Below are 23,408 nucleotides of genomic sequence, written 5' to 3'. Positions count from 1 at the left end.
CGCGGTTCCTTACGTTGCTCGGCGACAAAGGCGGCTTGGGTATCGTTCAGCTCCGGCTGACAAGCAGGTACCGCTCATCTTCGATCGGGCCGCCCCACAGGGCGGGGTCGTCCAGCAGGGTCACCGTCGCGTCCTCTCGGCGAGCACGCACGAGCCGTTCGCACTCGTCCGCCGAGATTCCCGCCCCGGTGAACCAGCGACCTTCGACGAGCACCAGGCGACCGCCTGGCTTCAGGAGGCGCACCCAATTGCCCAGAGCGGCGGCCGGATCGGGCATCGCCCACAGCACGTGCCGCGCGAGGACGACATCAAACGTGCCCGGCGAGCACGGGGGTTTGGCGGCGTCGCCCTCGCGAAGCCCGACGCTCACCCCTGCCGCTTCGGCCTTCTCCTTGGCTACGGCGAGCATCCGGCTGGATAGATCCACGCCGTCCACGGCGTACCCGGCCTGGGCCAGCAGGACGGCGAGACTGCCCGTCCCGCAACCAAGGTCGACCACCGTGGCGGGAGCCGTCGGCATCAGTGGCAGAAGAAGATCGGACCACGCTGCCCGCACCGACAGGTCTCTCAGGCCATGATCCGGCTGCTCGTCGAACGACGCCGCCTCGGCATCCCAGATCTCTTTCCTACGCTCCGTCACACTGGCATCGTCTCAGCGACCACCGACATTTTCAGTGCTTGACGATGATCGACTTGGGCAGCTTGGCAGCGTCCCCACGTGCAGCGAGCTTGCTCAGTTCGTCGGCAACCTCCCGGTCCCGACCTTCCACGGCGTGGAGATAACGCAGAGCCGCAGCAGCGGACGATTCTCCGAGCCGCTTCCTCAAGTCGGCCGGCGTCGCTCCCGCACTCGCTGCGAGGGTCTGCCCGGTGTGCCGCAGGTCGTGGAAGCTGACCCCGATGCCGACCTTCACCCGAGCCCGGACGCGCATGATCTCAGCCGGGCGCTGATCGCCTTTGTCGTGGTGCAGCGTTACGACAAACATCGGCGCGATCGGCCGGGATCAGTCCAGGTGCTCGCGCACCGTGTCGTCCTCGATCATCGACTTCGGCTCGAAGATGTCGCCGGCGACGAACCGCGTGCTGTCTTTCTCCTCCAGCAGCGCCCGGCCGTGCGCGTCGACGACCGAGTCGTACCGGCCGGCAAGCGCTTCCATGCAGTAAGGGTTTCGACATAACGCCGGCTCAACCATCCGGCAAGCACTGATTGATGCAGGATTACGTGAATCTATGCTGAACTTGCATCTGTGTGCGGAGTTCGTTACCGACCTCACCGGGTATAACTCGGAGCATGGGAATCGAGTCTTCGGAACCTTTGCTGCTCAAGCCCTCGGCCCGGGGCCAGCTCCCGACGCTGGGCGTGCTGGCGGCGTTCCTGGTGTTCGAGGTGGTCGTCGCTTCGCGGGGCCTGTTGCCGACGTGGGTGGCCATCGCCTTGCCCGCCGTCTTCGTGGTGGCGCTGGCCATCGGCGTCGTCTCGTTCGTCCGGTCCCGCGGCAAACCGTGGCAGGTGAGGCTGGGCGCGGACGGCGTCGAAGCGCGCGGGTTCGAAACCGTGCCGTGGTCCGCGCTGGCGGAGGTGCGGGTCCGCCGCCTGCGGCCGCGGTGGTTCTTCATCCTGCAACCGAAGCGGTACCGGGTGATCGCGTTCGTGCCCCGCGAGCCGGGCGCGGTGCCCTCGACCGTGGTCTTCGATGTGGCGCTCGAGGGCGAGAAGGCTGTGCGCCCGATGACGCGCTGGCGGACGAAGCTCTACGGCAGCCCGTTCCTCGTACTCGCCCACACCCTCGACGCGACTCCGGACGAGATCGTGGACGCGGTCCGGCGGCTGAGCGACGTGCCGGTGAGTGTCGGCTAAGGCGTGTACCGAATTCGTCTCCGATGGGTCGAGCTGCCGGCGACGGTGTTGGGTGTGTTGGTGTTCGAGAATGAGCGAAGTCTCCGGTAGATGGTTCGTCGACCAAGAAGAACCTGAACACCGGACACCTGGTGAACACCCAGCGGCGCCACCTCGACAACGAGAGCACCAAACCAATCACGCGGTATCTGACCCGTATCTCCGTCGACGGCTAGCCCGCGACTCGGAATGGCCGAATCAGCTCTGCAGCGAGAAAACCGGGGCTTCATCGTGGTCGCTGCCCCAGCGAACACTTGAGCGCTTCCGGCGGGCTGTTGGACGTCGCCCCTGCAAATGACGACAAAGCCGTTGAACCCTCCCCGTGCATCTCCCATCTTTGGCGTACTGGCCAGCCCTGCGGGAACCTCTACGCCCAGGTAGCCCAGCGCACCGGGGCACTGTAGATCGCAGCCGACCTCAGGTCTCCTCGCCCACGATGGTCGAGGGCTACTCGCCGCGGGCGGCACGCTGGAGGACTCGCCAGGGCTCTCGATGTCGTTGCTGGTGAACACGGTCGTTCCGCGACCGGCACGCACGTAGTCCAGACCAGCCTGTCGGCGGCGTGATGGGTGACACCGGCGGAGGTGTAGACGTTGCCGTCGCGGGTGCAGAGCGGGGGCGAGGTCCACGGTGACAGCGGGGAACGCCGAGGCCATCAGCTCGCTGTAGCCCCAGTGGGTGGTGGCCCGGCCGCCGTCGAGCAGCCCGGCGGCGGCCCGCACGAACGCGCCGGTGCACACCGAGGCGATCCGCCTGCTGCGGGGCGCCAGCCGCCGCACCCGCGTGAGCAGGTTGTCGTCGGTCATCGCCGCTTCCGTGCCGTGGCCGCCCACGACCGGCATCGTGTCGCGCCGGCCGGTCACCGAGGCGAGCCGCCTGGCTCCGGTGAGGCCGATCCCAGACGAGCTGCGTACCGGCTTTCCGGTCACGGTCGCGAGTTCGATCGCGTACGGTGGCCGGCCCGGTACTCGTTCACGATCTCCAACGTCGCGCTGGAGGAGGCGACGTCGAGGATCTGCGCGTTGTCGTAGGCGACGACCTGCACCCGCCGGTCCGCCGTGTCGTGGGCGCTCGAAATCCCATCCCCCTCGCCCCGGGAACGCGGTTCAGGCTACGTGCGCTCAGCCCAGAGCGGCGTCCATCGAACGCGACGGGACCGCGTCCAGCGCCGCGAGCGTCTCCTCGTCCAGCACCAGGCGGCCCGCGGCGATGTTCGCCTCCAGGTGCCCCGCGCTCGCCGTGCCCGGGATCAAGTGGACGTTCGGCGCGTGGTGCAGCAGCCAGGCCAGCCCGATCTGGGCCGGCGTCGCACCCAGCGTGGCCGCGGCGGCCAGCACCGCCGGCTCGTCGGTCACCTTCGGCAGGCCGGGGAAGGCACCGCCGAGCGGGAAGTAGGGAACCCACGCGATGTCTTCCGCCACGCACAGCGCCAGCATCTCCTCGTCGTCACGCGAGACGAGGCTGTAGGCGTTCTGCACGCAGGCGATGCCCGCCGGGAGGGCGTGGCGCAGGGTCTCGAGCGTCACGCTGCTGAGGCCGATCGCGCCGATCTTGCCTTCGTCGCGCATCGCCGTGAGCACCGCCAGCTGGGCGTCGACGTCGACCAGCTGGTCGCCCTCGGCCAGCACGCCCGGACGGCGGTCGGCGCGGCGGAGGTTGACCAGTGCGACCTGCTCGGTGCCGAGGCTGCGCAGGTTGGCCTCGACGCTCGCCCGCAGCTGTTCGGGGCGTTGCGCGAGGCGGAGCGGGACCGGACCGCCGGGGTCGGGCTCGGCGCCGACCTTGGTGGCCACCAGGACGTCGTCCCCGGCCGCTTCGCGGATCGCGGCGTTGACGAAGCCGTTGCCGTAGAACTCGGCCGTGTCGACGTGGTCGACGCCCAGGTCGAAGGCGCGGCGCAGGAGTGCGACGGCCGCAGCTCGGTCGTCGTGGTGGCGTTCGAGCTGCATGGCGCCGTACCCGACGCGGGAGACGGTGTGGCCGGCGAGCTGGCTGGAGGGCATGGTTGTCCCGCTTTCGTGCAATGCTGATTAAGCGGAGGAACCTCCGCTAAGCCGACCGTAGCATAACCGGAGGGACCTCCGTTTTGTCTTCGTCCGAAACCGGGCGTGCGGCGCGCGCCGACGCGCGCCGCAACCGCGAGAAGCTCGTCGAGGTCGCGCGGGCGGCCTTCGCCACCGATGGCTCCGTCGCGCTCGAAACCATCGCCCGCGCGGCCGGCGTCGGAATCGGGACGCTCTACCGGCACTTCCCGACCCGCGAGGCGCTTGTCGAGGCCGTCTACGCGGCCGAGCTCGACGACGTCACCGCCAGCGCATCGGCCCTGCTCGCCCAGCACCCGCCCGCGGTGGCCCTCCGCGCCTGGATGGACCGCTACGCCGCCTTCTTCGCCACGAAACGCGGAATGGCCGACGCCCTCCGCGTGAACCTGGCGTCGGGCCGCATCGCCACGCCCGCAACCCGCGCGCGCATCACCGCGGCGATCGGCGCGATCCTCGAGGCGGGCGCACGGGCGGGCACGCTGCGCCCCGACGCCGACCCCGAAGACGTGACGTTCCTGCTCCTCGGGGTGTTCCTGTCGGCGCCCGCCGGGCACGACCCGGAGCGCACCCGGCGGCTGCTGGACCTCGTGGCCGACGCCGTCCGCCCCTGAGTCCACGCCGCCCGGATCGGGCCGGCGGAGGTCGCCGGCGGAGTCGCGGGTCCCGGGGGCGATGGTCCGGGCGTTATCCCGGCACGACCGGCAGTATTCGCGGCGCGATGCGTCACTCGTCGGCAGCGAGGCAGGTGCCTCAGGCCCACTTGCGGACCGTTGCGCAGCAGGCCGAACAGTGATCCCTCGGTCCGGGGTAGCCCCAGGCCAGGCAGCTGATGCATGACCCGACCGGGCCTCTGTCCGTCGCGGTCACGTCGGCGGCAGCGAGCGTCCGTCACGGCGCTTGGGGACGACGTCGGGCCGGTGTCCGCCGGGGGCGGCCTGGTGGATGTGTCGGCGGTCGGGAGGGGGAACGCCTCGGGTTCCGGAGTCATGATCTCGCCGATGCTGCAGTCCAGCACGGCGTAAGGCTCCGCGCGCTTGCTGAGGCCTGCTGTTGATGGCCAGCTGTTGGTGGCCAGTTGGAAATCCCCGCTGGCGGCCAGTTAGCGGGGAAGGAGCTGGCCGCCAGTGGTAACTCAAGGTTGCGGCTTGCCGGTGATTGGACTGTCTGCCGGGGCTGCTGACTTCTCGGGGCCGGGGATGACTGGTGTGGCTTCCCCGAAGATCATCCGGTGCCCGCGGGCGGTGTCCATGTACTCGCGGACCCGGTGGATGAGGCTGTCCCGGAGCTCGAAGACGAAGCAGTAGTCGTTGGTGTAGTGGTTGCCGTTGGCCAGCGTCGCTGTCATGGTTTCCTCCACGATCACCTGCTCGCCGTCGGCGTGGAGGCCGTGAAATGTGACGGCGACGTCGCGCACGAACAACCGGGAGAAGTCCTCGGCAAGGAAGCGAGTGATCGCCTTACTGCCGATCAGGTGACTCGGGCCGTCCAGTGCGATCGCGGTGGCGTTCTCCGGTGGAGCGAGCCACTCGGCGTCCTCGGTGAAGACCGCGGAGATCTGATCGGCGTCGTGACTGGCGAACGCCTGCCATGCGGCCCGGACGATGGCGCGATTGTCGTGGGACATGCCGCCACGCTAGGCCCGATGCCGGGCAAGGGGCTGGCGGTTTTCCGTCATCATCACTGACTGCTGTCCGTGGACCCAGAACTGGCCGTCCGCGGGGAATTCGAAACTGGCCGCTGTCAGCCGGCCACAATCGCGGATCACTCGCCTGGGTGAATCCAGGGGGGGACGAGCGCCGTGACCGGTCCGTCCGTGATGGACACGGTGAAGAGGGAGAATTAGGTCGCCCAGCCGGAACGCGGTGCGCAGGATGAACGAGGCCGCGGCCCAGGTGGCCGCCATGAGCGGCTCCAGGACCCCGCTGGCGGTCGCCCTGATCCCGAGTCCGGCCGGCCCGCCCAGCTTTCCGGCAATTCCAGGGGCGTCATCGGACGCGGTCCCGGTGCAGGGGCCGGTAGCCGGCGGTGATCGATTCGGCGCTGCCCGGCCACGCGCAGGTCGCGTAGGCCGCGCGCGTGCCCGGGGCGATGCACGAGGCGGTGCCGGTCCAGCGCAGGGCTTGGCAGTCGCCGATGCCCGTGCTCGTGGCCTGGCCCTGGTAGTCGAAGCTCAGCTGCCCGAGCGTGCACACCACCGCGAACCGGCCGCCGTCGGCGGTGCCCTTGATCAGTCCCTGGGTGACCTCGTAGGTCACGGTCAAGCCGGGCTTGAGCTCGCCAGGGCGAATGTCGGCGTGGTCGCGGAAGGACGTCACGAGCGCGTAGAGGCCGCTGCCTTGCGGAGCGGGCGCGTGTGGAAGCGCGGATTCGCCATAGGCCCGCAGGTAGATGGCCGGGTCGCCGCCGCGCAGCGCGGTTTCGTTCAACTTCGTCAGCCAGCCGAGCACGCCTTCCACGGTCGCCGGGAACCCGTCGGAGATCAAGCGGTCCGCCATCAGCGCCGGTCGCGGAACGGTGATCGGCGGGCCGGCGGTCGCGGTGGTGAGCTCGTGCGGCGGGCCGCCTCCGGCGGCGTGACGGTGATCAAGCGGCGGGCGCGGGTGGGTGGCGGTTGCGTGTGGGTGCACATGACTCGTGCTTGCCGAGCTCCCTCAGCTTCGACACCAGCGGCGAGAAGTCGCTGTCCCCGCCGGCCAGCATGAACGCATCCACCGAGGGGTACTCGATCAACGTCTCCGCCGCGTCCACGGTCATCCGGATGTCCGCGCCGTTCTTACGGGACGACCGTGCCCAAGCTGATCCGGAAACGGCGTGTAGAAACGGAATTCCCCGCGCTCTGCTCCTAGCCGGGCTGGCTGGTGATGCGGAACGCCTACCTGAGCACCAGTTCCGCGCCGTCGGACAACATCCAGCGCTGCCCGAACGCTGGATATTTCCTTGAGCACCCCCAAGCATGTCGAGGGCGAGATGGTGCGCTTCGCCGAGGAACTGGGCCGCGCCGTGACTGGAACTGCAGGAGTTGCTTGCGTCCGAATAGGCATCCGGCCGCCGAATTGCTGCGCCGTTCGGCGACCCGGCCTATTCTGGGTGTCCGCATCGGCTGTCGGCAGGGGGACGATGAGCTATATAACGCCGGGTCCAGGACGTCGCGACCTTTCCACCCCACCCCAGCAGGAGGCGGAGTCCCTCGTCGAGCGCGCTCGACGGGAAGCCGCGCGCCGGGCGGCCAGGTCCGGGAAGCGGGCGGACGCGGTCCCTTCCCGCCCGCCCCGGCCGGAGGTGACGCAGTCCGCCGTCGGGCCGCCGGTGCTCAGCCACCTGATCGAACACGAGCAGGCTCGTACCGCCGCCCGTCTGGCCGACGACCGGAAGCTCGCCGACGACGCGCTCAGGACGGTCGTGGGCGATCTGGACATCCTGCTCGGCCAGGCCGAGGCGCAGCTGCGGTTGTCGGATCGCGGGCGCGCCCGGCAGACGGTCAAGGAGGCGGTGCCGCGGTTCGTCGCGATCTCGAGCCTGGCCGCGCTTCCGCTCGCCGAAGTGGCGGACATCCTGAACCTGCCTGCCACGGACGTAAGCACGGTAACCGACTCCCTTATCCGGCACGGCGGGCTGAGCCCGGCCGAGCGGCACGACGCGCTCACCGGGATCGAACTGCTCCGCAAGCAGCTGCGGCAAGTGGAGATCACCAAAGACCACTCGCTGCTGGACCGCATCATCAGGTTCATCGTGAAGGTCGGAGTCCTGTTGGGCATCGCAGCGGGCTCCGCGCTTCCGGCGGCGCTCGCGGTCGGCGACACGCTGGTCAAGGAAGTGGTCAAGGCCGCGATCACCGCACTCGTCGCGCTGGCGCTGCAACGCACGGTCCGCGGCGTGCTGGGTCACGGCGACGATCTCCGCACCACCGCGCAAGCGGCCCACACCGCCTTGGTCGACGAGCTGTCCGCCATACCGGCCTTATGCGACACACCCGCCTACGAAGGCGAGCACACCGTACTGCGCGTCCGGCTCGCCGTGCGCTGCGCCATCGCGCGAATCGCCACGACTTCCGTGCCCTGGAACCGGAAGCAGGAATACTGGGCTGTCCTCGACGAGATCACGCGGAAACTCGCGAACGACCCGCCGACCACACTTCTGCATCTGCAACGCAAGGTCCGCGCGTTCACACCACCGCCGGAGCGCCGGCCGGGTACCGGACCGGCCTGACGACGCGCCGGGCTCACGACCCGGCGGGGCGGGAAACCATCAGGACGAGGGAGCCGGCGAACGTCGGCTGGGTGCACGGGCGGCCGTAGCGGTGCTCCCAGGTTCCGTGCTGGCCACCGGCCGCCGACCGGTGATGGTCCGGCCGGTGCGTGGTACGAGACGTCCTACCACGACGTCGTCCAGCAGTCCCATGACGAGACCCGGGTCAAGCTCGCCGAGCGGCTTCGCCGGACGGGGTCATGATGCGGGCTGGATCGGGTACGCGGAAGCCGCCGCCACCGGAGTGGCAGCCGGCCGAGCTGGTGCAGTGGCTGGAGACTCCGCTGTTCCCGGTGTACCTGCGACCGCTCGGCCGCCCGGGATGCGCTGGTGGCAGGCGCAGGCCGAAGCCGTACGGCACGCCGGGACCCCCTCACCCTCCGGGCCGTACGCACCGCCCGACAGCAGGAAGCCGACCCCCGACAGTGGGCACGCCTCCTCGGCGCCGACCACGCGAACGCCGCACTCCTGGTACGCCCCGACGGACACATCGCCTGGCGCGGCACCATCCCGGCAGACCCGACGACCCTTCCAGCCCTCGTACGACGCGTACTCGCGGACCGGTGACCCCCGCCGGAACAGCTCAGCCGACTCATCTGTCGTCGAACGATCGTTTGACGACAGGCGCCCGTCGGCGGCCATGACGGTGTTCTCGCACCAGCGAACGTCCTGTCATGCCGATGAGCGGGCATTCGGCGCCACGGTCGGTCGGTTCCGCAACCACCGCACGGTGGCGGCTCAGGCCGATCGAGCCCTGGCGAGGTTCGAGCGGATGGCGCTGGTTGCGGGGTGGTTAGGTCCCAGCACCCGTTCGCTGTCGGCGAGGGTGGCCTCGTACAGCGGGATCGCCCGCACCAAATCACCCATCGCCTGGTAAGCGTAGGCCAAGTTGTTCCGCGCGCCCAGCGTGTCGGCGTGGTCGGGCCCCAGCACCCGCTCCCGGTCAGCGAGGGTGGCCTCGTACAGCGGGATCGCCCGCCTGAGATCACCCGCCGACACGTAGGCGCTTGCCAGGTTGTTCCGCGCGCCCAGCGTGTTGGGGTGGTCGGGGCCGTTGAGGCGTTGAGCCGTCGCAGGCGCGGGTGAGGTAGCCGATGGCGGTGCCGACGTCGCGGAGGTAGACGCCTAGCGCGTTGAGCAGCCGACTGGTCTGCGTGGTGTCGATGTCGTGCGTGGTGTGGTCCAGCAGAGCCCGCGCATGGAACAGGGCAATCCGATAGGCAGGCCAGTCCGCCGGAGTGCGTGGATCCAGATCGGTGAGGGTCGCCGCCAGCGAGGTCGCGGCCGCGGCGTCGAGTGGAAGACGCTGATCAGCGCCGTCGCGACCGAGGAACCCGACGCGGAAACCAGCGGCGAGGCCCGGCGCGACAGCGGGTAAAGGCTCAGCGCCCACCGACCATCCCCCAGGTCAACGTCATGATCAACGACGCGGGCCAACTGTACTGACCACGTCGCTCGATCGGGGACCGGGTCGGCGAACGCCACGAAGACGAGGTCAGGCCAAGGTCAGCTGTACCGCTCCGGCGGCGGTGGCGTCGAGCCGAGGTGCTTGGTCTTCACCCGCGACGGGCTGGCTGTCCCGATGTCTGCGCTGAGTTGGTGCCTGAGTTCGCTGGCGAGGTCGCGCAGTGCCCTTGTCTCGTGGTTGGACAGGGGCGTTTCGCCCACGTCCATGGCCTCGACCCAGAGCATTTTGAAGCTTCGGATAACTGTTCTGGGCACGCTGAGTAAGGAACAGGCCGCCAGCTTCTTCTCCGAAGTACCAGTCATGGAGATCTTGACGGAGAACAGCGAGGTCCTGGCGACTTGGTCGCCTCGCCCGGACGCCAATAGCGAGGCAGCCGTCCCGACAGGTGAAAAGTTACAACCGCTGCCGTCGCGAATGTGCCGGTCCGCCAACGAGAACGGCACCGGCTTCCACTCGGCCGATTGACGACCGACGTCCGGCGAGTATCGTATGGGAGCGCTCCCACACGTCGACGTCAGGAGTTTCCCGGTGGCTGTTCAGCGACGGAATCGCTTACGGTCCGGCAAGTCCCTCGCCGCGGGCGGTTGCCTGGTGGCAGCGCTCTTGACCACCGGAGCACCACCGGCTTCCGCCGCCGGGCTGAGCCTGTCGGTGAACCTGTTCGCGGGCCGGCACCCGATCAGCCCGGACATCTACGGCCTCAACGGCGGCGATCCGGCGTTCAACGCCGAAATCGGCCAGACGGTCGCGCGTTGGGGCGGTAACGCCACCAGCCGCTACAACTTCAAAAACCACACCTACAACACCGGCAGCGACTGGTACTTCGAGAACATCGTCGCCGACCAGGAACACTCCGTCGAGGGGATGGTCGAGTCCAACCTCGACCGCGGCATCAAGCCGGTCGTCGCCGTGCCCCTGAGCGGGTGGGTGGCCAAGGACTCGCCCTCGTCCCACCCGTTCGCCTGCGGGTTCCCCGCGGCCCGGTTCCCGCAGCAGGACGGCTTCGACCAGTGGGACCCCAACTGCGGCAACGGGAAGCTCAACCAGCAGAACCTCACCGGCGTCCCCACCGACACCTCGATCCCCGCGGACGCGGCGTTCGACGGCGAAATGGTGTCGCACCTGGTGTCGCAGTTCGGCACGGCGGCCCAAGGCGGCGTGCCGATCTACGAACTCGACAACGAACCGGTGCTCTGGTCCAGCACACACCGGGACGTGCACCCCGAACCCGTCTCGAACGACGAACTCGGCAGCAAGGGCACCGCGGCCGCCGCGGCGATCAAGGCCGCCGACCCCAGCGCGGCGGTCCTCGGCCCGTCCGGCTGGGGATACTGCGAGTGGGTTGCGTCCGGCGTGGACGGTTGCGGACCGGGCGCCGATTCGGCCGCGCACGGCGGGCTCAACCTCTCCCAGTGGTACCTGAAGAACATGAAGGACTACAGCGACGCCCACGGCGGCAAGCGCTACCTCGACTACTTCGACCAGCACTTCTACCCGCAGATCAGCGGCGACAAGACCCCCGAAGCCAACGCATTGCGGCTGCGGTCCATCCGGTCGCTGTGGGACCCGTCGTACGTCGAGGAGTCCTGGATCGGCCCGAGCGGCGTCAACGCGCCGCCGCTGCAGTTCATCCGCACGATGAAGTCGTGGATCGCCCAGTACAACCCCGGCACCAAGACCGCCATCACCGAGTACAACTGGGGCGCGCTGGACGACATCAACGGCGCGCTCGCCGAGGCCGACATTCTCGGCGTCTTCGGCCGCGAGGGCCTCGACCTCGCCACCATGTGGGGAGAACCGAAGCCGACCGACCCGGGCGCGTACGCGTTCCGGATGTACCGCAACTACGACGGCGCCGGAAGCAAGTTCGGCGACATCAGCGTCTCGGCGGCCAGCACCGACCAGGGACAGCTCGCCGTCTACGGCGCGCAACGCCGCTGCGACGGGGCACTCACGCTCATGGTGATCAACAAGACCGGCACCGAACTCAGCTCTCCCCTGTCGATCGCGGGGTTCGGCACCGGCAAGGCGCAGCGGTTCACCTACAGCCCGGCCGATCTCTCCTCGATCGTGCGGGGCGACGATCTGCCGGTGAACCGCGGCAGTGTCACCACGACCTACCCGGCGAACTCCATCACCCTGCTGGTCCTGCCACAGCACCGCAACTGAGGAAATCAGCGAGGGCGCGGACGAGCCGTTCGCGTGCCCTTCGCCCCTTCGCCTCGACGACGGGCATCACCCGGCGGATCAGCACCGGCAGTGCGCCGGCGAGCCGCTGGACTCGCCCGCCCACGGCAGGGAAGACGACCTCCACGGGCTTCTTGGCGAACGCCGCGACCACGACCTTGGCCACGTCCTCCGGGGTGGCCGCCTTCTCCGCGAAGGCGACCGCCGAGGTCGGATCGGCCAGCTCCTGCTCCAGCATCTTCGTGCGCGTGGACGGCGGGGTGGACGATCGTGAAGTCCAGCGGGCCACGGCGTTCCTCGAGGGCCACCGCGTGGTGGAAGGCCCGCACCGCGCGCTTGGTGGCGCCGTAGGCGGCGTATCCGGGCAGCGGCAGGAACGAGCTCATGCTGCAAACGGTGACGAGGTGGCCGCGGCCCCGCGCGGTCATCCCCGGCAGGGCCGCGCAAATCTCCGTCATCGTGGCGAGCAGGCGTGCCGGGTCTGTACGTCTGTGGCGACGACGCACACTCGTTCACCGCGTCGGAGTATCCGGGACCGGGATGCCGGATCGGCTGCGCCGTGACGTCCGGCTACCTCGCGGCCCGGCACGCGGCGCGGTACAGCCGGGAAGGGAACCGACTTTGACCAGCTCGCCGCCGAACCGGCGCACGATCCTCGGGAGCGCATTGCTGGCCGGGTTCGAGCCGCCGCCGGGTCACGGCACGGCAGCCGAGACGGACTTCGTCCTGGCGCACGGGGCGTGGCACAGCGGTGCCGTCTGGGCGGAGGTGAGCTTCGAGCTCACGGCGGCGGGCGCCCGCGTCTGCGCTCTCGACCTGCCGGGCGCAGGACCGAACGCGCGGTTCCCGGTGTCGTACCTGACCACCGGGCAGCAGGGGCTCACGACCAAGGCCTCGCCGCTGCGGGACCTGACGCTGGACGACACCGCCGACGTCGTCGTGGCCGCTCTCCGGCGGCTGCGCGGTGCCGGGCGCAAGCTCGTCCTCGTCGCGCACAGCCTCGGCGGGCTCACGGTGACGCGGGCCGTGAAGCAGGCTCCCGGCCTGGTCGACCACCTCGTCTACGTCGCGGCCCTCGTGCCCACGCTGCTCGGGTCGGCCGCCGCCTACCTCCGCCTGCCCGAGGCCGGACCCCGCTACCCGGACCTCTACATCGGCGACCCGGCAGCGATCGGGGCGACCCGGATCAACTTCCGCAGCACGACACCGGCTACCGCGCGCTGCTGCACCGCACCTTCTACGGCGACGTCGACGAAAAGCGGTTCCTGGCCTTCGCCAACGGTCTGGTCCCGGACAACCCCACCCGGATCGCCGCGGCCGAGGTCGGCGCGACCCGGGAACGGCGGGGATCGATACCGCGCTCGTACGTGCTGACGACGCAGGACCGGGTCGTCACCCCCGCGCTGCAGCGCAGGATGATCGCCGAGGCCGACCGGTTCGCACCAGCCCACCGCTTCCGGATCGGCTCGCTCGAGAGCAGCCATTCGCCATTCGCTTCGAAACCGCGGGAACTGGCGCTGCTGATCCGGACGCTCGCAGCGTGAAGCTACGCCGACATGCGCGGGACGGTCGCGATCACGGAGGCCGCCGTCCTGGGTCGCAGACTGGCGAAACCGGCGCCGGCAAGCCGCACGCTCCTTCGACGACCTCAGCGTCGACCTCGCCGCTGGGCAACTGGCCCCAACCCCGCTGTCCAGCCGAGGAGATGGCGCTGCACCTCATCCTCCGCTCAGCGGAAGCCGCCGTGACGACGAGGCGGCCAGCTTCGACGAACGCTACGCAGACCTGCCCGAACACGAAGATGACCACGACTGCGGCGTGCTCACCGAAACGTTGTTCCAAGACCTATCTACTGTGGCAGAGACCGAGTTGATCCATAACCCCACCCTGAAGTTCGCCACTGACCTGCCGCTTGGGTGACCCGCTTCTGCGCGGGAGATTTCCCACGTCGGTGTGTTCACGGTTATCACTCTGGCAAGCGGCCGGTCGGCGCCCGCGCCACGACGGGTCATCGGTTCTCTGAAGCTCGGACCACGTCGGTGTCCCCAACGAAGGAACGAGCGACGCTCGGCACAGCTCGATGACCACGTCGTGGCGGATGACCGGCGATGTCTTCGGCCGGATCGTCCCCGCCCCGGCCTGAACTCCGCTCAGGTGTACCAGGTCGGCGTGGGGTATTCGCCGAGCAGGGCATGCACGCCCACCTCGCGGCGCTTGTACGGCAGCGGGTCGTGCAGCGAGTGCGTCCGCAGATTGCGCCAGAACCGGTCGAGGCCGTACTTCGACGCGCTCGCCCGCGCCCCGGTCAGCTCGAAGATCCTCGTGCCGATCTCCAGGCCGGTGTCCACCGTGCGCTGCTTGGCCGCGGCGATCAGCACCGCCACCTCGCCGCGCGCTTCGGGCGTCAACTCCTCCCGCGGGGCGTGCAGCACGCGGGAGATCGCCGCACCGGCCTTGTCCACCAGGGCCTCGACCGCCCACAGCTTGGCCTGCAGGTCGCCGTAGCCGTCGAGGATGTACCACTCCTCCGACGCGGCCTGCTTGTCGTCGCCGCCGTAGGGCCAAGCCCGGGTCCGGTCCCGTGTGTAGGCGAGCGCCGTCTTCAGTGCGCCCTGGGCGATGCCGAGGTAGAAGTTCGTGAAGACGAGCTGGATCGCCGGGACGTTGAGGGTGTTATACACCAGCGGCTGGAACTTGCGGTCGACGTAGCCGGCCGCCGACTCCCACGGCACCCGGACGTTCTCGATCGTCACGCTGCCGGATTCGGTGAGCCGCTGGCCGATGTTGTCCCAGTCGTCGTGGAAGGTGATGCCCTCCTGCAGCGACGGGACGATCGCGAAGATGTGGTCCTCGGTTCCTTCGAGGACGCCTTCGAGCACGGTCAGGTCGGACACCTTGCCGCCGGTGGAGAACGACTTGTGCCCGTTGTAGACGATGGAGTCGCCGTCCTCGGTGATCGTCAGGTCGGAGTCGCGCGGGTTCACCGCGCCGCCGAAGAACAGATTGCCCGTCGTGTAAAGCTCTTCGACCGCGGCCACCTGGGCGTCCGTGGCCACTAAGCGCGCGGCCCAGGCCCACAGGTAGTGGTAGCCCAGCAGCTGCCCGATCGAGCCGTCGGCCTCGGCGATCTCGCGGATCACCCGGTACGCGGTTTCCCAGGTCTGTCCGCCGCCACCGTGCTCGGCCGGGCCGAGGAGGGTCACCAGGCCGGCGTCCTTCAGCAACTGGACTTCCTGGTACGGGGTTTCGCCGCGACGGTCGCGTTCGACGGCGTCGACAGCGAGTTTGGCGGCGACCTCGCGGGCGCGTTCGATCCAGTCGGTCATGCTCGGCTCCTCACGGGTTCGGGTGTTGCGGCGCTGTGGTCGAGGTCTTTTTCCAGCTCCCGGATGATCGGGAGCACGTGCTTGCCGAAGTACTCCACGTCCTCCTGGAAGTGCAGGAAGCCGAGCAGCAGCAGGCTCGCGCCGCGGCGCTTGTATTCGATGGCGCGTTCGGCGATCTGCTCCGGGGTGCCGATGAGCCGAGTGCGGAAGCCGTCGTTGTACTGGACGAGGTCGGCGAACTCCGAATCCGCCCACATGCCCTTCTTGTCCGTGGTGGAGTTGCCGGCCTGCTGCACGGCGGAACGGAAGCCCTCGACGGCTTCCACATTGGCTTTGGCGACGATCTCGCGCAACACGTCCCGCGCTTCGGACTCGCTTTCGCGGGCGATCACGAACCCGTTCAGGCCAAATCGCACGGCGTGGTCGTTTTCGGCGGCGTAGCCGCGGACCTCGGCCACCTGCTCGCTGAAGCCGTCGTAGTCCTTCCCGTTGCTGAAGTACCAGTCCGACACGCGGCCGGCCAGCTTGCGCGCGGCGGTGGAGTTCCCGCCCTGGAAGACTTCCGGATGCGGACGGCCCTCTCCCGAAATCGGCTTGGGTTTGATGTCGAAATCGTGGATGCGGTAGAAGTCGCCGGAGAACTCGGCGTGGTCGTTCGTCCACAGTTCCTTGAGCACCTGGATGAACTCCTCGGACCGGCGATAGCGTTCGTCGTGTTCCAGCCACGGTTCGCCGAGCCCGGTGAACTCGTCCTTGAACCAGCCGCTGACGACGTTCACCGCGGCCCGGCCGCCGGAGAGGACGTCCGCGCTGGCCAGGAACTTGGCCAGCACACCGGGCTGCCAGAGTCCCGGATGCACGGCCGCGATGACTTTCAGCCGCTGGGTCGCCAGCAGGAGGGCGAGGCTGAAGCCGGTCGATTCGTGTTGGTAGGCGGCGCCGTAGCTTGCGGTGTAGCGCACCTGCGTGAGCGCGTATTCGAAACCGTTGTTCTCCGCGATGACCGCGAGGTCCCGGTTGTATTCGTACCCCCAGTCGGTGCGCTGCTCGATGTCACTGGTGACGAGCCCGCCGCTGACGTTCGGCACCCAATAGGCGAATTTCAGAGGTTCGTGGAGCTGGGTCATGATCGGCAGAGTGGGGTACCGCGCCGCGCACAGCAACGGCATCCAGAGAATGAGAACCCGGATTCCCAAGCACTGAACGAACCGGCGCTGCACTGTTACGACGGCGCGGCGAGGCCTACAGTCCTGTAGTCATGGGCTCCGATTCGAGCAAAGCCGCCCCATGGGTTACCTTTTCGCAGCACTCAGCACCGAACGCCCCGGAATCGCCGCCAGCAGCTCCTTCGTGTACTCCGACTCCGGTTTCTCCAGCACGTGGGCAGCCGGGCCCAGCTCCACCAGCTCCCCGGCGCGCATGACCCCGACGTGGTCCGCGAGCTGCCGGACCACCGCCAAGTCGTGCGAGATGAACAGGTAAGACAGGCCCAGCGAGGACTGCAGCTCGGCGAGCAACCGCAGGATCTGGGCCTGGACCGAGACGTCCAGCGCCGACACCGGTTCGTCGCACACCACCAGATCCGGCTTCAGCGCCAGGGCCCGCGCGAGCGCCACCCGCTGCCGCTGGCCACCCGACAGCTCCGCCGGCTTCCGGCGCGCCACCGACGACGGCAGCGCCACCTGCTCCAGCAGCTCGGAAACGCGGGCCCGGCGGTCCGGCACCCCGAACGCCCGCAACGGCTCCGCGACCACGTCCTCGATGGAGAACCTCGGGTTCAGGGACGCGTACGGGTTCTGGTACACGATCTGCATCCGCCGCCGCAACCGCCGGAGTTCGTCGCCGCCGAGCGCAGTGATGTCCTGGCCGTCGAACCGCACCGAACCCGCCGACGGCCGCTCCAGCCGCAGGACCATCCGCGCGGTCGTCGACTTGCCGGAGCCGGATTCGCCGACCAGCGCCAGGGTCTGCCCGCGCGGGATGTCGAACGAGACGCCGTCGACCGCGCGGATGCCGGCGTCGAACGTCTTCGCGAGGTCGCGCACGGAGACCAGCGGCTTGGCGGGCGGCGCTGCCGGACGCAGGGCGCTCGACATACTCGGCGCTGCCGCGAGCAGTTGCTGCGTGTACGGGTGGGTCGGAGCGCTGACGACCGACGAGCCCTCCTCCACGACCGAACCTTGCGAGAGCACCACGATCCGCGACGCCCGGTCGGCCGCGACGCCGAGGTCATGGGTGATCAGCAGGATCGCCGTGCCCGATTCGGCGGCGAGTGATGTCAGGTGGTCGAGGATGCGCCGCTGCACGGTGACGTCGAGTGCGCTGGTCGGCTCGTCGGCGATGATCAGCTTCGGTTGTCCGGCCAGCGCGGCCGCGATGAGCACACGCTGCCGCAGGCCGCCCGACAGCTGGTGCGGGTACTGCCGTGCCCGCAGCTCCGGCTGCGGTACGCCCGCGCGTTCCAGCAGCTCGATCGCCTGCACGCCGGCGGACCGGCGGTCCGCGAGGCCGTGGATCTTCAGCACCTCGGCGACCTGGTCGCCGATCCGGTGCACCGGGTTGAGCGACACCGCCGGGTCCTGCGGTACCAGTGCGATCTCGCGCCCGCGCACCCCGCGCCACTGCTTGTCCGACAGCGCGAGCAGGTCGCGGCCTTCGAACGTGATCGTGCCGCCGTCGACCCGCCCGCCCCGGGGCAGCAGGCCGATCGCCGCGTGCGCGGTGGTCGACTTGCCGGAGCCCGACTCGCCGACGACGGCGACCACTTCACCGGCGCCGACGTCGAGGCTGACGTCACGGACGGCCGGGACCGTCTTGTACGACACGGCGAGCTGGGAAATCCGCAGTAAGGTCATCGGTCTCCTCCGTCCAGTGCGCGGGACAGCCGGTTCGCGGACAGCACCACCGCCGCGACCGTCAGCCCCGGGAACGTCGTCATCCACCAGGCCGTGGCCAGGAAACTGCGCCCGCCGGCGACGAGCGCACCCCACTCCGGTGTCGGCGGCGTCGCGCCGAAGCCGAGGAAGCTCAGCGCCGACACCTCGAGCACGGCCGTGCCGAGCGTGAGGGTCGCCAGGGCGAGCACTGGTCCCGCCGCGTTGGGCAGGACGTGCCGCAGTAGCACGCCCGACCAGCGGACGCCGGAGGCTCGCGCGGCTTCGACGTACACGCCGTTGCGCACGCGCAGCACCTCCGCGCGCATGACCCGTGCGAAGGACGCGAGGTTGGCGATGCCGACGGCGATCGCGACGTTCGTCGTGCCGAAGCCCAGCGCGGTGACCAGGGCCAGGGACAGCAGGATTGGCGGGATGGCCAGGAAGACGTCGACGATCCGCATGATCGCGGTGTCCGCCCAGCCGCCGCGGAACCCGGCCAGCAGGCCCAGCGCGGAGCCCGCGACCAAAGCGACGAGCACGGCGATCGCGGTAGCGCGCAGCGAGAGCGCCGCGCCGTGGATGACCCGTGCGTAGACGTCCCGGCCGGTCTCGTCGGTGCCGAAGAGGTGCTGCAGCGATGGGCCCTGCAGCCGTTCCTTCGGGATGCCGGTGATCGGGTCGTACCCGGTCAGCAGCGCCGGCACGAAGGCTGCCAGCAGCACGAACGCCAGCACCGCGATGGCGAGCACGAGACCGGGGCGGCGCACCACGCGAGCAGGGGTGGCGAGGTCAACCACGGGCCGCCTCCGGCGTCCGGGCGATGCGCGGGTCGAGCAGCGGGTAGAGCAGGTCGACGATCAGGTTGAGCACCACGAACACCAGCGCGGCCAGCACGATCACTGCCTGCACGACCGGGACGTCCTGGGCGGTGACGGCGGCCGCGGTGATCCGGCCGACGCCGTCGCGCGAGAACACCGTCTCCGTGATCACCGAACCCGCCACGAGGTTGCCCGCCACCACCCCGGCGACGGTCAGCGTCGGCACGGCCGCGTTGCGCAGCAGGTGTCCGAAATGGACGCGCCAGCGGCTCGCGCCCTTGGCCGCAGCGATCTCCGCGTACGGCTGCTCCTGCTGCGTGGCCAGGCTCTTCGCCAGCACCTGCCCGATGATCGCGCCGGTCGGCAGCGCGAGGGTGATCGCGGGAAGGATCACCGCGGCGAAGCCCTGCGTACCGAGCGCCGGCAGCAGCCGCAGGCGGAACGAGAAGAACTGGATGAGTAGCAGCCCGACCCAGAACGGCGGCAGCGAGATGGCCAGCGATGGCAGGGACAGCAGCGTCTGCCGCAGCCAGCGGAACCGAGTGAAGGTGCCGAGGAACGCCGAGCCGCCGCCGAACAGAACCGCGAAGACCAGCGCCAGCCCGGTCACCGCGAGCGTCGGCGGCAGCGCCGTGACGACCATGTGCGTCGCATCATCGCCGGTGGCGACGCTGCGGCCGAAGTCACCGTGCAGCGCCGAGACTAGCCGTTTCAGGTACTGGACCGGCAATGGCGAGTCGAGGCCGTACTCCGCGCGGGCGGCCGCGAGCTGCTCAGGCGTCGCCGACGACCCCGCCTCCCCGCTGGCGAGCTTCGCCGAAACGGCGTCCCCCGGCAGCAGGTAGAGGATCAAGAACGACAGCGTGAAGGCCGCCCACAGCACGAACACCGCCTGCCCGACGCGGCGGAGCAGGTACCGCCTCACGAGAGCCACGCGTCGAACAGCTGCAGCCGTGACGACGCCTCGAAGCCGACGGCGTGCGCCTTCGAGCTGAGCGCGACGACCTGGGTCAGCTCGAACACCGGGATCGCGTAGGCGTGGTCGACGATCAGCTTCTGCACCTCGTCGGCCGGCGGCTTGCGCCTGGAGTTGTCCACGGTGGACGACTGCGCGTCGAGCGCGACGTCGAGCGGGTTGCCCGGCGTCAGCTTGCTGCGGTTGCCCGCCTTCGTGGAGAACTGGCCGCGCAGGATGTCCGGGTCGGCGCGGGTCACGTTGTACCAGAGGAAGTCATAGTTTCCGGACAGCTGGATCTGCGTCGTCTCGGCCGTCGTGTGCTGCTCGATCCGCAGGTCGAAGCCGATCTTGCGGAGCTGCTGCTGGACCAGCTCCAGCACGCTGCGGTTCTGGTTGAACACCGGCGAGAACACGACGGACGCGCTCAGCTGCTGCCCGTTCTTGACGCGGATCCCGTCGGGCCCGGGCACCCAGCCGTCGGCGTCGAGCAGCGCGGCGGCGCCCTTCTGGTCGTACGCGAGTTGCTGCGAGAGGTCGTCGTAGAGCGGCGTCGCCGAGCCGAGGATGCTGGTGGCGGGCTTGTAGGACGCCGTCAGCACGGTGTTCACGACCTCGGTGCGGTCGACGCCCTTGAGCACGGCCTGGCGCACCTTCTCGTCGGCGAGCACGCCGCGGGTGGTATTGGCGTGCAGGTTGAACACGACTCCGGGGTTGGGCCGGATGTTCTCGCTGAAGCCGTTGCCCGTGAACTGCGGCTCGTCGACCGGCTGGATGTCGGTGGCCGCGTCGAGCTGGCCGGACGCGAGGCTGCCGGTGCGGACACCGGGCTCCGGCACGATCTTGTAGTCGATCTTGTCGAGGTAGGCCTCGCCCTGGTGCTTGAACAGCGACGAGCCCCAGGCGTAACCCTTGCGCTTGGCCAGGACGATTTCCTGGTTCTGCTTCAGGCTTTCGAATACGAACGGCCCGGAGCCGATCAGGCCGGTGCCCTGGCAGCGCTGCTCCGGGGTCTGCTTGAACGCCGCCGGCGCGAGGAGACCGAGCGACATCGTTGAGCTCGCCTGCAGGAACTGGGCGCTCGGCGCGGAGAACTCGAGGCGCACGGTCTGCGGGTCAACGACGGTCGACGCCTTGTATGCGGCGAGGTAGCCGTAACCGAGCTGGGCCTTCGTGTCGAGGGCCTTGATGCCGTCGAAACTCGTCTTCACGGCGGCCGCGTCGACCGGGCTGCCGTCGGAGAAGGTCGCGCCGGAGCGCAGGTGGAACGTGAAGGCCGTCGAATCCGGGCTGATCTCCCACTTTTCGGCCAGCCACGGCTTGATCTCCCCGGTCTTCGGGTCCTGGTCGGTCAGCGAGTCGACCAGCTGGCGGCCGACGTTGATCGACGCGTTCGTGGCGGCCTGCTGCGGATCGATGCAGTCGGGCGCCGACGAGATGCCCAGCCGCAGCGTGCCGCCTGGCTTCGGCGGACCGGCGTCGGCGGCCTGTTCGGTGCCCGCGGCGGAACAGGCGGTCAGCAGCACGGGCAAGGCGAGCACGGCCGCGGCGTTGCGGGCGAAGGAAAGTGGGGACACCGGACGGCCTCCAGCAGGGAACGGTTGCGTCTTCGAGTGCGACGCTAGCCAAGCGCTTGAGGCCGTCCCACTGTGCGAACCGGAGTCTCATTCCCTGGCACCGTTACGACAGACCCTTGACACACAAGCCAAAACGGTCACGCGACCTGTGGCTCGACCGCGGCCTGTCGCGACCGGTCGCGCTCGGCCCAGCGGACCACCGCCGGAACGGCCAGGCCGGTCGCGGCCAAAATGCCGCCGATCACGAACCAGCCCGGTGTGCCCCAAGTGATGCACAGGGCGATCAGCACCGCGGGGCCCAGCGTCACGCCGAGCCCCAGTCCCATCCCGAAGAGGCCCTGGTACTGGCCGACCGCGTGCGGGGGCGCCAGCGCAAACGACAGCAGGAAAACGAGAGCCAGCCACGTCGGGGCGCCCGCCCTGGCCGCGATCGCCACGCAGGCGGCGAGGAACGCGAAGCCGGCGCGTCGGAACGCCACCGCGCCCGCCCGGGTCGTATCGATCCGGCGGCTCGCCCGGACCTGGAAGAACACGACGATCACGGTGTTGACCACCATCACGCCGGAGATCGTCCAGTTCGGCGCCGTGGTCCGGGCGACCAGCCACAGCGGGACCGCCGCGGTCAGCACCCGGTACTGGATCGCCAGCACGCCGTCGAGCAGGGTCAGTGCCAGGTACGGACGGTCTCGCAACGCCACCCAGCGCGGTCCCGTCCCGGCCGGCTTCGGCGGGACCGCCGGGAGGAACAGCACGATGGCCGGGCTCGCCGCGTAGGACACCGCGCTGCCGCCGATCACCAACAGGTATGCGTTGCGGGGTGTCGGCCGCGACGCCCCAGCCCGCCGGCAACGCGCCGAGCGCGATGCCGAGGTTGGTCACCGAGCGCAGGTAGCCGCGGAACTCGGCCGGCCGGTCGCCGCCGTACTCCTGGACCAGCGGGCTGCGTGCCGCCGGTCCGCCGTCTGGGCCGCGGCGCCGAGACTCGCGAAGGCCACAAGGACCAGAAGTCCCGGGCCAGGCAGAGGCCGGTCATGGAGATCGCGCCGAGCACGAGCGTGAGTGCGTAGACGGTGCGGGCGCCGTGGCGGTCGGCGAGGTGGCCGAACGGGATCCCGGCCGCGAGTGACACCGCGCCGGCGATGGTCAGGCCGGCGCCGACCTGACCGGCGGGCAGGTGCACCGCCCGGGTGAAGTACAGGACTCCGGCGGTCAGGTAGACGCCGTAGCCGGTCATCGTGACCAGAGTCGCCACGGCGAGCAGGCGGGGTGGTCCGCCACGGGGCAGGAGCGCGGGCATGCGAGGCCTTTCCCAGCGGCCTCGCTGCCGATCATCGACGGGATGGCCAGGCTGGCGACGACGATGATCGGCGCCCACAGGTTGGGCGGCAGTTCCTTCGTGTCGGCCCGACCGGGCTGCCCGCCGGGGCGCTGGGCGGGGTGAGCGGGGCGCACTGGTTCGGCGTCGAGCCGTTGACCGGTGTCGACCTCTTCGCGCTCGTCGCCCACGGCGCGCGGGTCGCTGCTGGTCGGGCTCGGCGCGACGGTGCTGGGCACCGCGCTCGGCGTCGGCGTCGCGTTGTCCGGGGTCAGGCTCTGCCCTTCGAGGAGAACGAACAGGTCCGCCCCGGCGGCGAGCAGCACGATGACGACGATCAGGAACGCGCAGACGGACGTCCACCACCCGGAGCGGACGACGCGCCACACCGCGGCCGGCAGGGAACGTGCCGCGAGGGCCGGGACACCGGTGGGTGTCGGCGGAGGGTTGACCACAGCACCTTCAAGGTTCAGCCGATCGAGTGACGCTCAGGACTTTTAGGAAGTTGGCCTACCGAACCCAGTGATTGATTCGCTGTCTCAGTATATGGACGGTAAGTGTCCCGCCGTGCGGGTGTTCTGCCGCGCGTTGTCCGTTTCGTGTCCGCCAAGCGGAACAGCGTCCGCAATGGACGGTCTCCCAGGTCATGGGCACGGTTGCGCATGACTGCATGGGCGCGTCCACTCGGTCCACTCCTCTACG

The 23,408-nt window shown here is 69.6% G+C and carries 28 protein-coding genes and 1 pseudogene; 7 read left to right on the top strand and 22 right to left on the bottom strand.

The genetic code is table 11. From position 1 onward, the window contains the following. Positions 1 to 46: 46 nt before the first annotated feature. Genes Q5425_RS35675 through Q5425_RS35665 form a run of 3 tightly spaced genes read right to left on the bottom strand, consistent with a single transcriptional unit; the run spans position 47 to position 1,157 of the window. On the bottom strand, positions 47 to 640 hold the full coding sequence (locus Q5425_RS35675) for a class I SAM-dependent methyltransferase (RefSeq protein ID WP_308676782.1): 594 nt from the start codon (positions 638 to 640) through the stop codon (positions 47 to 49). Positions 641 to 671: 31 nt separating this feature from the next. Further along, a complete protein-coding gene (locus Q5425_RS35670) occupies positions 672 to 986 on the bottom strand; it encodes a hypothetical protein (protein ID WP_308676781.1) in 315 nt (104 codons plus the stop codon). An 18-nt stretch (positions 987 to 1,004) separates the two neighbouring features. After that, positions 1,005 to 1,157, bottom strand: a complete 153-nt coding sequence (locus Q5425_RS35665; RefSeq protein WP_308676780.1) for a hypothetical protein — start codon at positions 1,155 to 1,157, stop codon at positions 1,005 to 1,007. 134 nt (positions 1,158 to 1,291) lie between these two features. Here Q5425_RS35665 and Q5425_RS35660 point away from each other — a divergent pair, with 134 nt between their 5' ends. Beyond that, complete coding sequence (locus Q5425_RS35660) at positions 1,292 to 1,858, top strand: hypothetical protein (protein ID WP_308676779.1); 567 nt, start codon at positions 1,292 to 1,294, stop codon at positions 1,856 to 1,858. Here the strand turns inward: Q5425_RS35660 and Q5425_RS35655 are convergent. Together Q5425_RS35655 and Q5425_RS35650 are read right to left on the bottom strand one after the other, a co-directional pair. Then, the gene (locus Q5425_RS35655) at positions 1,855 to 2,826 is read right to left on the bottom strand and encodes a DJ-1/PfpI family protein (protein WP_308676778.1); all 972 of its coding nucleotides are present in this window, start codon (positions 2,824 to 2,826) and stop codon (positions 1,855 to 1,857) included. The two genes, Q5425_RS35660 and Q5425_RS35655, sit on opposite strands and share 4 nt — an antisense overlap. Before the next feature lie 192 nt (positions 2,827 to 3,018). Further along, complete coding sequence (locus Q5425_RS35650) at positions 3,019 to 3,900, bottom strand: aldo/keto reductase (RefSeq protein WP_308676777.1); 882 nt, start codon at positions 3,898 to 3,900, stop codon at positions 3,019 to 3,021. An 83-nt stretch (positions 3,901 to 3,983) separates the two neighbouring features. Between Q5425_RS35650 and Q5425_RS35645 the strand changes: the two genes are divergently transcribed. Beyond that, positions 3,984 to 4,550: a TetR family transcriptional regulator gene (locus Q5425_RS35645; RefSeq protein WP_308676776.1), complete on the top strand. Its 567-nt coding sequence runs from the start codon at positions 3,984 to 3,986 to the stop codon at positions 4,548 to 4,550. Between the two features lie 521 nt (positions 4,551 to 5,071). On the opposite strand, the gene Q5425_RS35640 is transcribed toward Q5425_RS35645, so the two are convergent. The 3 genes from Q5425_RS35640 to Q5425_RS35630 form a co-directional block, all read right to left on the bottom strand. Further along, entirely contained in the window at positions 5,072 to 5,563 is a 492-nt protein-coding gene (locus Q5425_RS35640; protein ID WP_308676775.1) for a nuclear transport factor 2 family protein, read from the bottom strand. Positions 5,564 to 5,924: 361 nt separating this feature from the next. Then, positions 5,925 to 6,434, bottom strand: a complete 510-nt coding sequence (locus Q5425_RS35635; protein WP_308676774.1) for a hypothetical protein — start codon at positions 6,432 to 6,434, stop codon at positions 5,925 to 5,927. Positions 6,435 to 6,522: 88 nt separating this feature from the next. Then, positions 6,523 to 6,894, bottom strand: coding sequence for an NYN domain-containing protein (locus Q5425_RS35630; RefSeq protein ID WP_308676773.1), 372 nt, complete (start codon positions 6,892 to 6,894; stop codon positions 6,523 to 6,525). A gap of 324 nt (positions 6,895 to 7,218) precedes the next feature. On the opposite strand from Q5425_RS35630, the gene Q5425_RS35625 reads away from it, so the two are divergent. Next, the gene (locus tag Q5425_RS35625) at positions 7,219 to 8,145 is read left to right on the top strand and encodes a hypothetical protein (protein WP_308676772.1); all 927 of its coding nucleotides are present in this window, start codon (positions 7,219 to 7,221) and stop codon (positions 8,143 to 8,145) included. A gap of 369 nt (positions 8,146 to 8,514) precedes the next feature. Next, entirely contained in the window at positions 8,515 to 8,751 is a 237-nt protein-coding gene (locus Q5425_RS45905; protein ID WP_396135323.1) for a hypothetical protein, read from the top strand. A gap of 171 nt (positions 8,752 to 8,922) precedes the next feature. On the opposite strand, the gene Q5425_RS35620 is transcribed toward Q5425_RS45905, so the two are convergent. The 3 genes from Q5425_RS35620 to Q5425_RS35610 all read right to left on the bottom strand — a co-directional run bounded on the left by Q5425_RS35620 (position 8,923) and on the right by Q5425_RS35610 (position 10,095). Then, positions 8,923 to 9,198: a tetratricopeptide repeat protein gene (locus tag Q5425_RS35620; RefSeq protein WP_308676855.1), complete on the bottom strand. Its 276-nt coding sequence runs from the start codon at positions 9,196 to 9,198 to the stop codon at positions 8,923 to 8,925. Beyond that, positions 9,170 to 9,577 (bottom strand): hypothetical protein, encoded by a 408-nt coding sequence (locus Q5425_RS35615; RefSeq protein ID WP_308676771.1) that lies wholly within the window; start codon positions 9,575 to 9,577, stop codon positions 9,170 to 9,172. Before Q5425_RS35615 ends, Q5425_RS35620 begins: the two co-directional genes overlap by 29 nt. 113 nt (positions 9,578 to 9,690) lie before the next feature. Beyond that, positions 9,691 to 10,095: a hypothetical protein gene (locus tag Q5425_RS35610; RefSeq protein ID WP_308676770.1), complete on the bottom strand. Its 405-nt coding sequence runs from the start codon at positions 10,093 to 10,095 to the stop codon at positions 9,691 to 9,693. A gap of 148 nt (positions 10,096 to 10,243) precedes the next feature. Here Q5425_RS35610 and Q5425_RS35605 point away from each other — a divergent pair, with 148 nt between their 5' ends. Then, positions 10,244 to 11,821 carry a glycoside hydrolase family 44 protein gene (locus Q5425_RS35605; protein WP_308676769.1) on the top strand — a complete coding sequence of 526 codons (1,578 nt, stop codon included), beginning with the start codon at positions 10,244 to 10,246 and terminating at the stop codon, positions 11,819 to 11,821. On the opposite strand, the gene Q5425_RS35600 is transcribed toward Q5425_RS35605, so the two are convergent. Together Q5425_RS35600 and Q5425_RS45900 are read right to left on the bottom strand one after the other, a co-directional pair. Continuing rightward, on the bottom strand, positions 11,787 to 12,077 hold the full coding sequence (locus Q5425_RS35600) for a hypothetical protein (protein ID WP_308676768.1): 291 nt from the start codon (positions 12,075 to 12,077) through the stop codon (positions 11,787 to 11,789). The genes Q5425_RS35605 and Q5425_RS35600 overlap by 35 nt on opposite strands. Before the next feature lie 73 nt (positions 12,078 to 12,150). Then, positions 12,151 to 12,267: pseudogene (locus Q5425_RS45900) on the bottom strand (SDR family NAD(P)-dependent oxidoreductase); the annotation flags it as partial. Between the two features lie 193 nt (positions 12,268 to 12,460). Between Q5425_RS45900 and Q5425_RS35595 the strand changes: the two are divergent. Both Q5425_RS35595 and Q5425_RS35590 read left to right on the top strand, forming a co-directional pair. Beyond that, positions 12,461 to 13,213 carry an alpha/beta fold hydrolase gene (locus Q5425_RS35595; RefSeq protein WP_308676767.1) on the top strand — a complete coding sequence of 251 codons (753 nt, stop codon included), beginning with the start codon at positions 12,461 to 12,463 and terminating at the stop codon, positions 13,211 to 13,213. Then, on the top strand, positions 13,207 to 13,383 hold the full coding sequence (locus Q5425_RS35590) for a hypothetical protein (protein WP_308676766.1): 177 nt from the start codon (positions 13,207 to 13,209) through the stop codon (positions 13,381 to 13,383). Before Q5425_RS35595 ends, Q5425_RS35590 begins: the two co-directional genes overlap by 7 nt. A gap of 606 nt (positions 13,384 to 13,989) precedes the next feature. On the opposite strand, the gene Q5425_RS35585 is transcribed toward Q5425_RS35590, so the two are convergent. The 9 genes from Q5425_RS35585 to Q5425_RS45895 all read right to left on the bottom strand — a co-directional run bounded on the left by Q5425_RS35585 (position 13,990) and on the right by Q5425_RS45895 (position 23,161). Beyond that, positions 13,990 to 15,165 (bottom strand): acyl-CoA dehydrogenase family protein, encoded by a 1,176-nt coding sequence (locus tag Q5425_RS35585; protein ID WP_308676765.1) that lies wholly within the window; start codon positions 15,163 to 15,165, stop codon positions 13,990 to 13,992. After that, on the bottom strand, positions 15,162 to 16,292 hold the full coding sequence (gene sfnG / locus Q5425_RS35580) for a dimethylsulfone monooxygenase SfnG (RefSeq protein WP_308676764.1): 1,131 nt from the start codon (positions 16,290 to 16,292) through the stop codon (positions 15,162 to 15,164). The genes Q5425_RS35585 and sfnG overlap by 4 nt, the downstream gene beginning before the upstream one ends. Positions 16,293 to 16,457: 165 nt before the next feature. After that, entirely contained in the window at positions 16,458 to 18,020 is a 1,563-nt protein-coding gene (locus Q5425_RS35575; RefSeq protein WP_308676763.1) for an ABC transporter ATP-binding protein, read from the bottom strand. After that, the gene (locus Q5425_RS35570; RefSeq protein WP_308676762.1) at positions 18,017 to 18,838 is read right to left on the bottom strand and encodes an ABC transporter permease; all 822 of its coding nucleotides are present in this window, start codon (positions 18,836 to 18,838) and stop codon (positions 18,017 to 18,019) included. The genes Q5425_RS35575 and Q5425_RS35570 overlap by 4 nt, the downstream gene beginning before the upstream one ends. Continuing rightward, positions 18,831 to 19,784 (bottom strand): ABC transporter permease, encoded by a 954-nt coding sequence (locus Q5425_RS35565; RefSeq protein WP_308676854.1) that lies wholly within the window; start codon positions 19,782 to 19,784, stop codon positions 18,831 to 18,833. The genes Q5425_RS35570 and Q5425_RS35565 overlap by 8 nt, the downstream gene beginning before the upstream one ends. Further along, positions 19,781 to 21,391 carry an ABC transporter substrate-binding protein gene (locus tag Q5425_RS35560; RefSeq protein ID WP_308676761.1) on the bottom strand — a complete coding sequence of 537 codons (1,611 nt, stop codon included), beginning with the start codon at positions 21,389 to 21,391 and terminating at the stop codon, positions 19,781 to 19,783. Before Q5425_RS35560 ends, Q5425_RS35565 begins: the two co-directional genes overlap by 4 nt. Positions 21,392 to 21,528: 137 nt before the next feature. Then, positions 21,529 to 22,188 carry a hypothetical protein gene (locus Q5425_RS35555; RefSeq protein WP_308676760.1) on the bottom strand — a complete coding sequence of 220 codons (660 nt, stop codon included), beginning with the start codon at positions 22,186 to 22,188 and terminating at the stop codon, positions 21,529 to 21,531. Continuing rightward, positions 22,185 to 22,643: an MFS transporter gene (locus tag Q5425_RS35550; RefSeq protein WP_308676759.1), complete on the bottom strand. Its 459-nt coding sequence runs from the start codon at positions 22,641 to 22,643 to the stop codon at positions 22,185 to 22,187. Before Q5425_RS35550 ends, Q5425_RS35555 begins: the two co-directional genes overlap by 4 nt. Further along, a complete protein-coding gene (locus tag Q5425_RS45895) occupies positions 22,622 to 23,161 on the bottom strand; it encodes a hypothetical protein (RefSeq protein ID WP_396135322.1) in 540 nt (179 codons plus the stop codon). Before Q5425_RS45895 ends, Q5425_RS35550 begins: the two co-directional genes overlap by 22 nt. Between the last annotated feature and the right edge of the window lie 247 nt (positions 23,162 to 23,408).

Origin of the sequence: Amycolatopsis sp. A133 (assembly GCF_031082405.1) — a bacterium.
Lineage (GTDB): Bacteria > Actinomycetota > Actinomycetes > Mycobacteriales > Pseudonocardiaceae > Amycolatopsis.
This window is presented reverse-complemented; position numbering and strand designations above follow the sequence as displayed.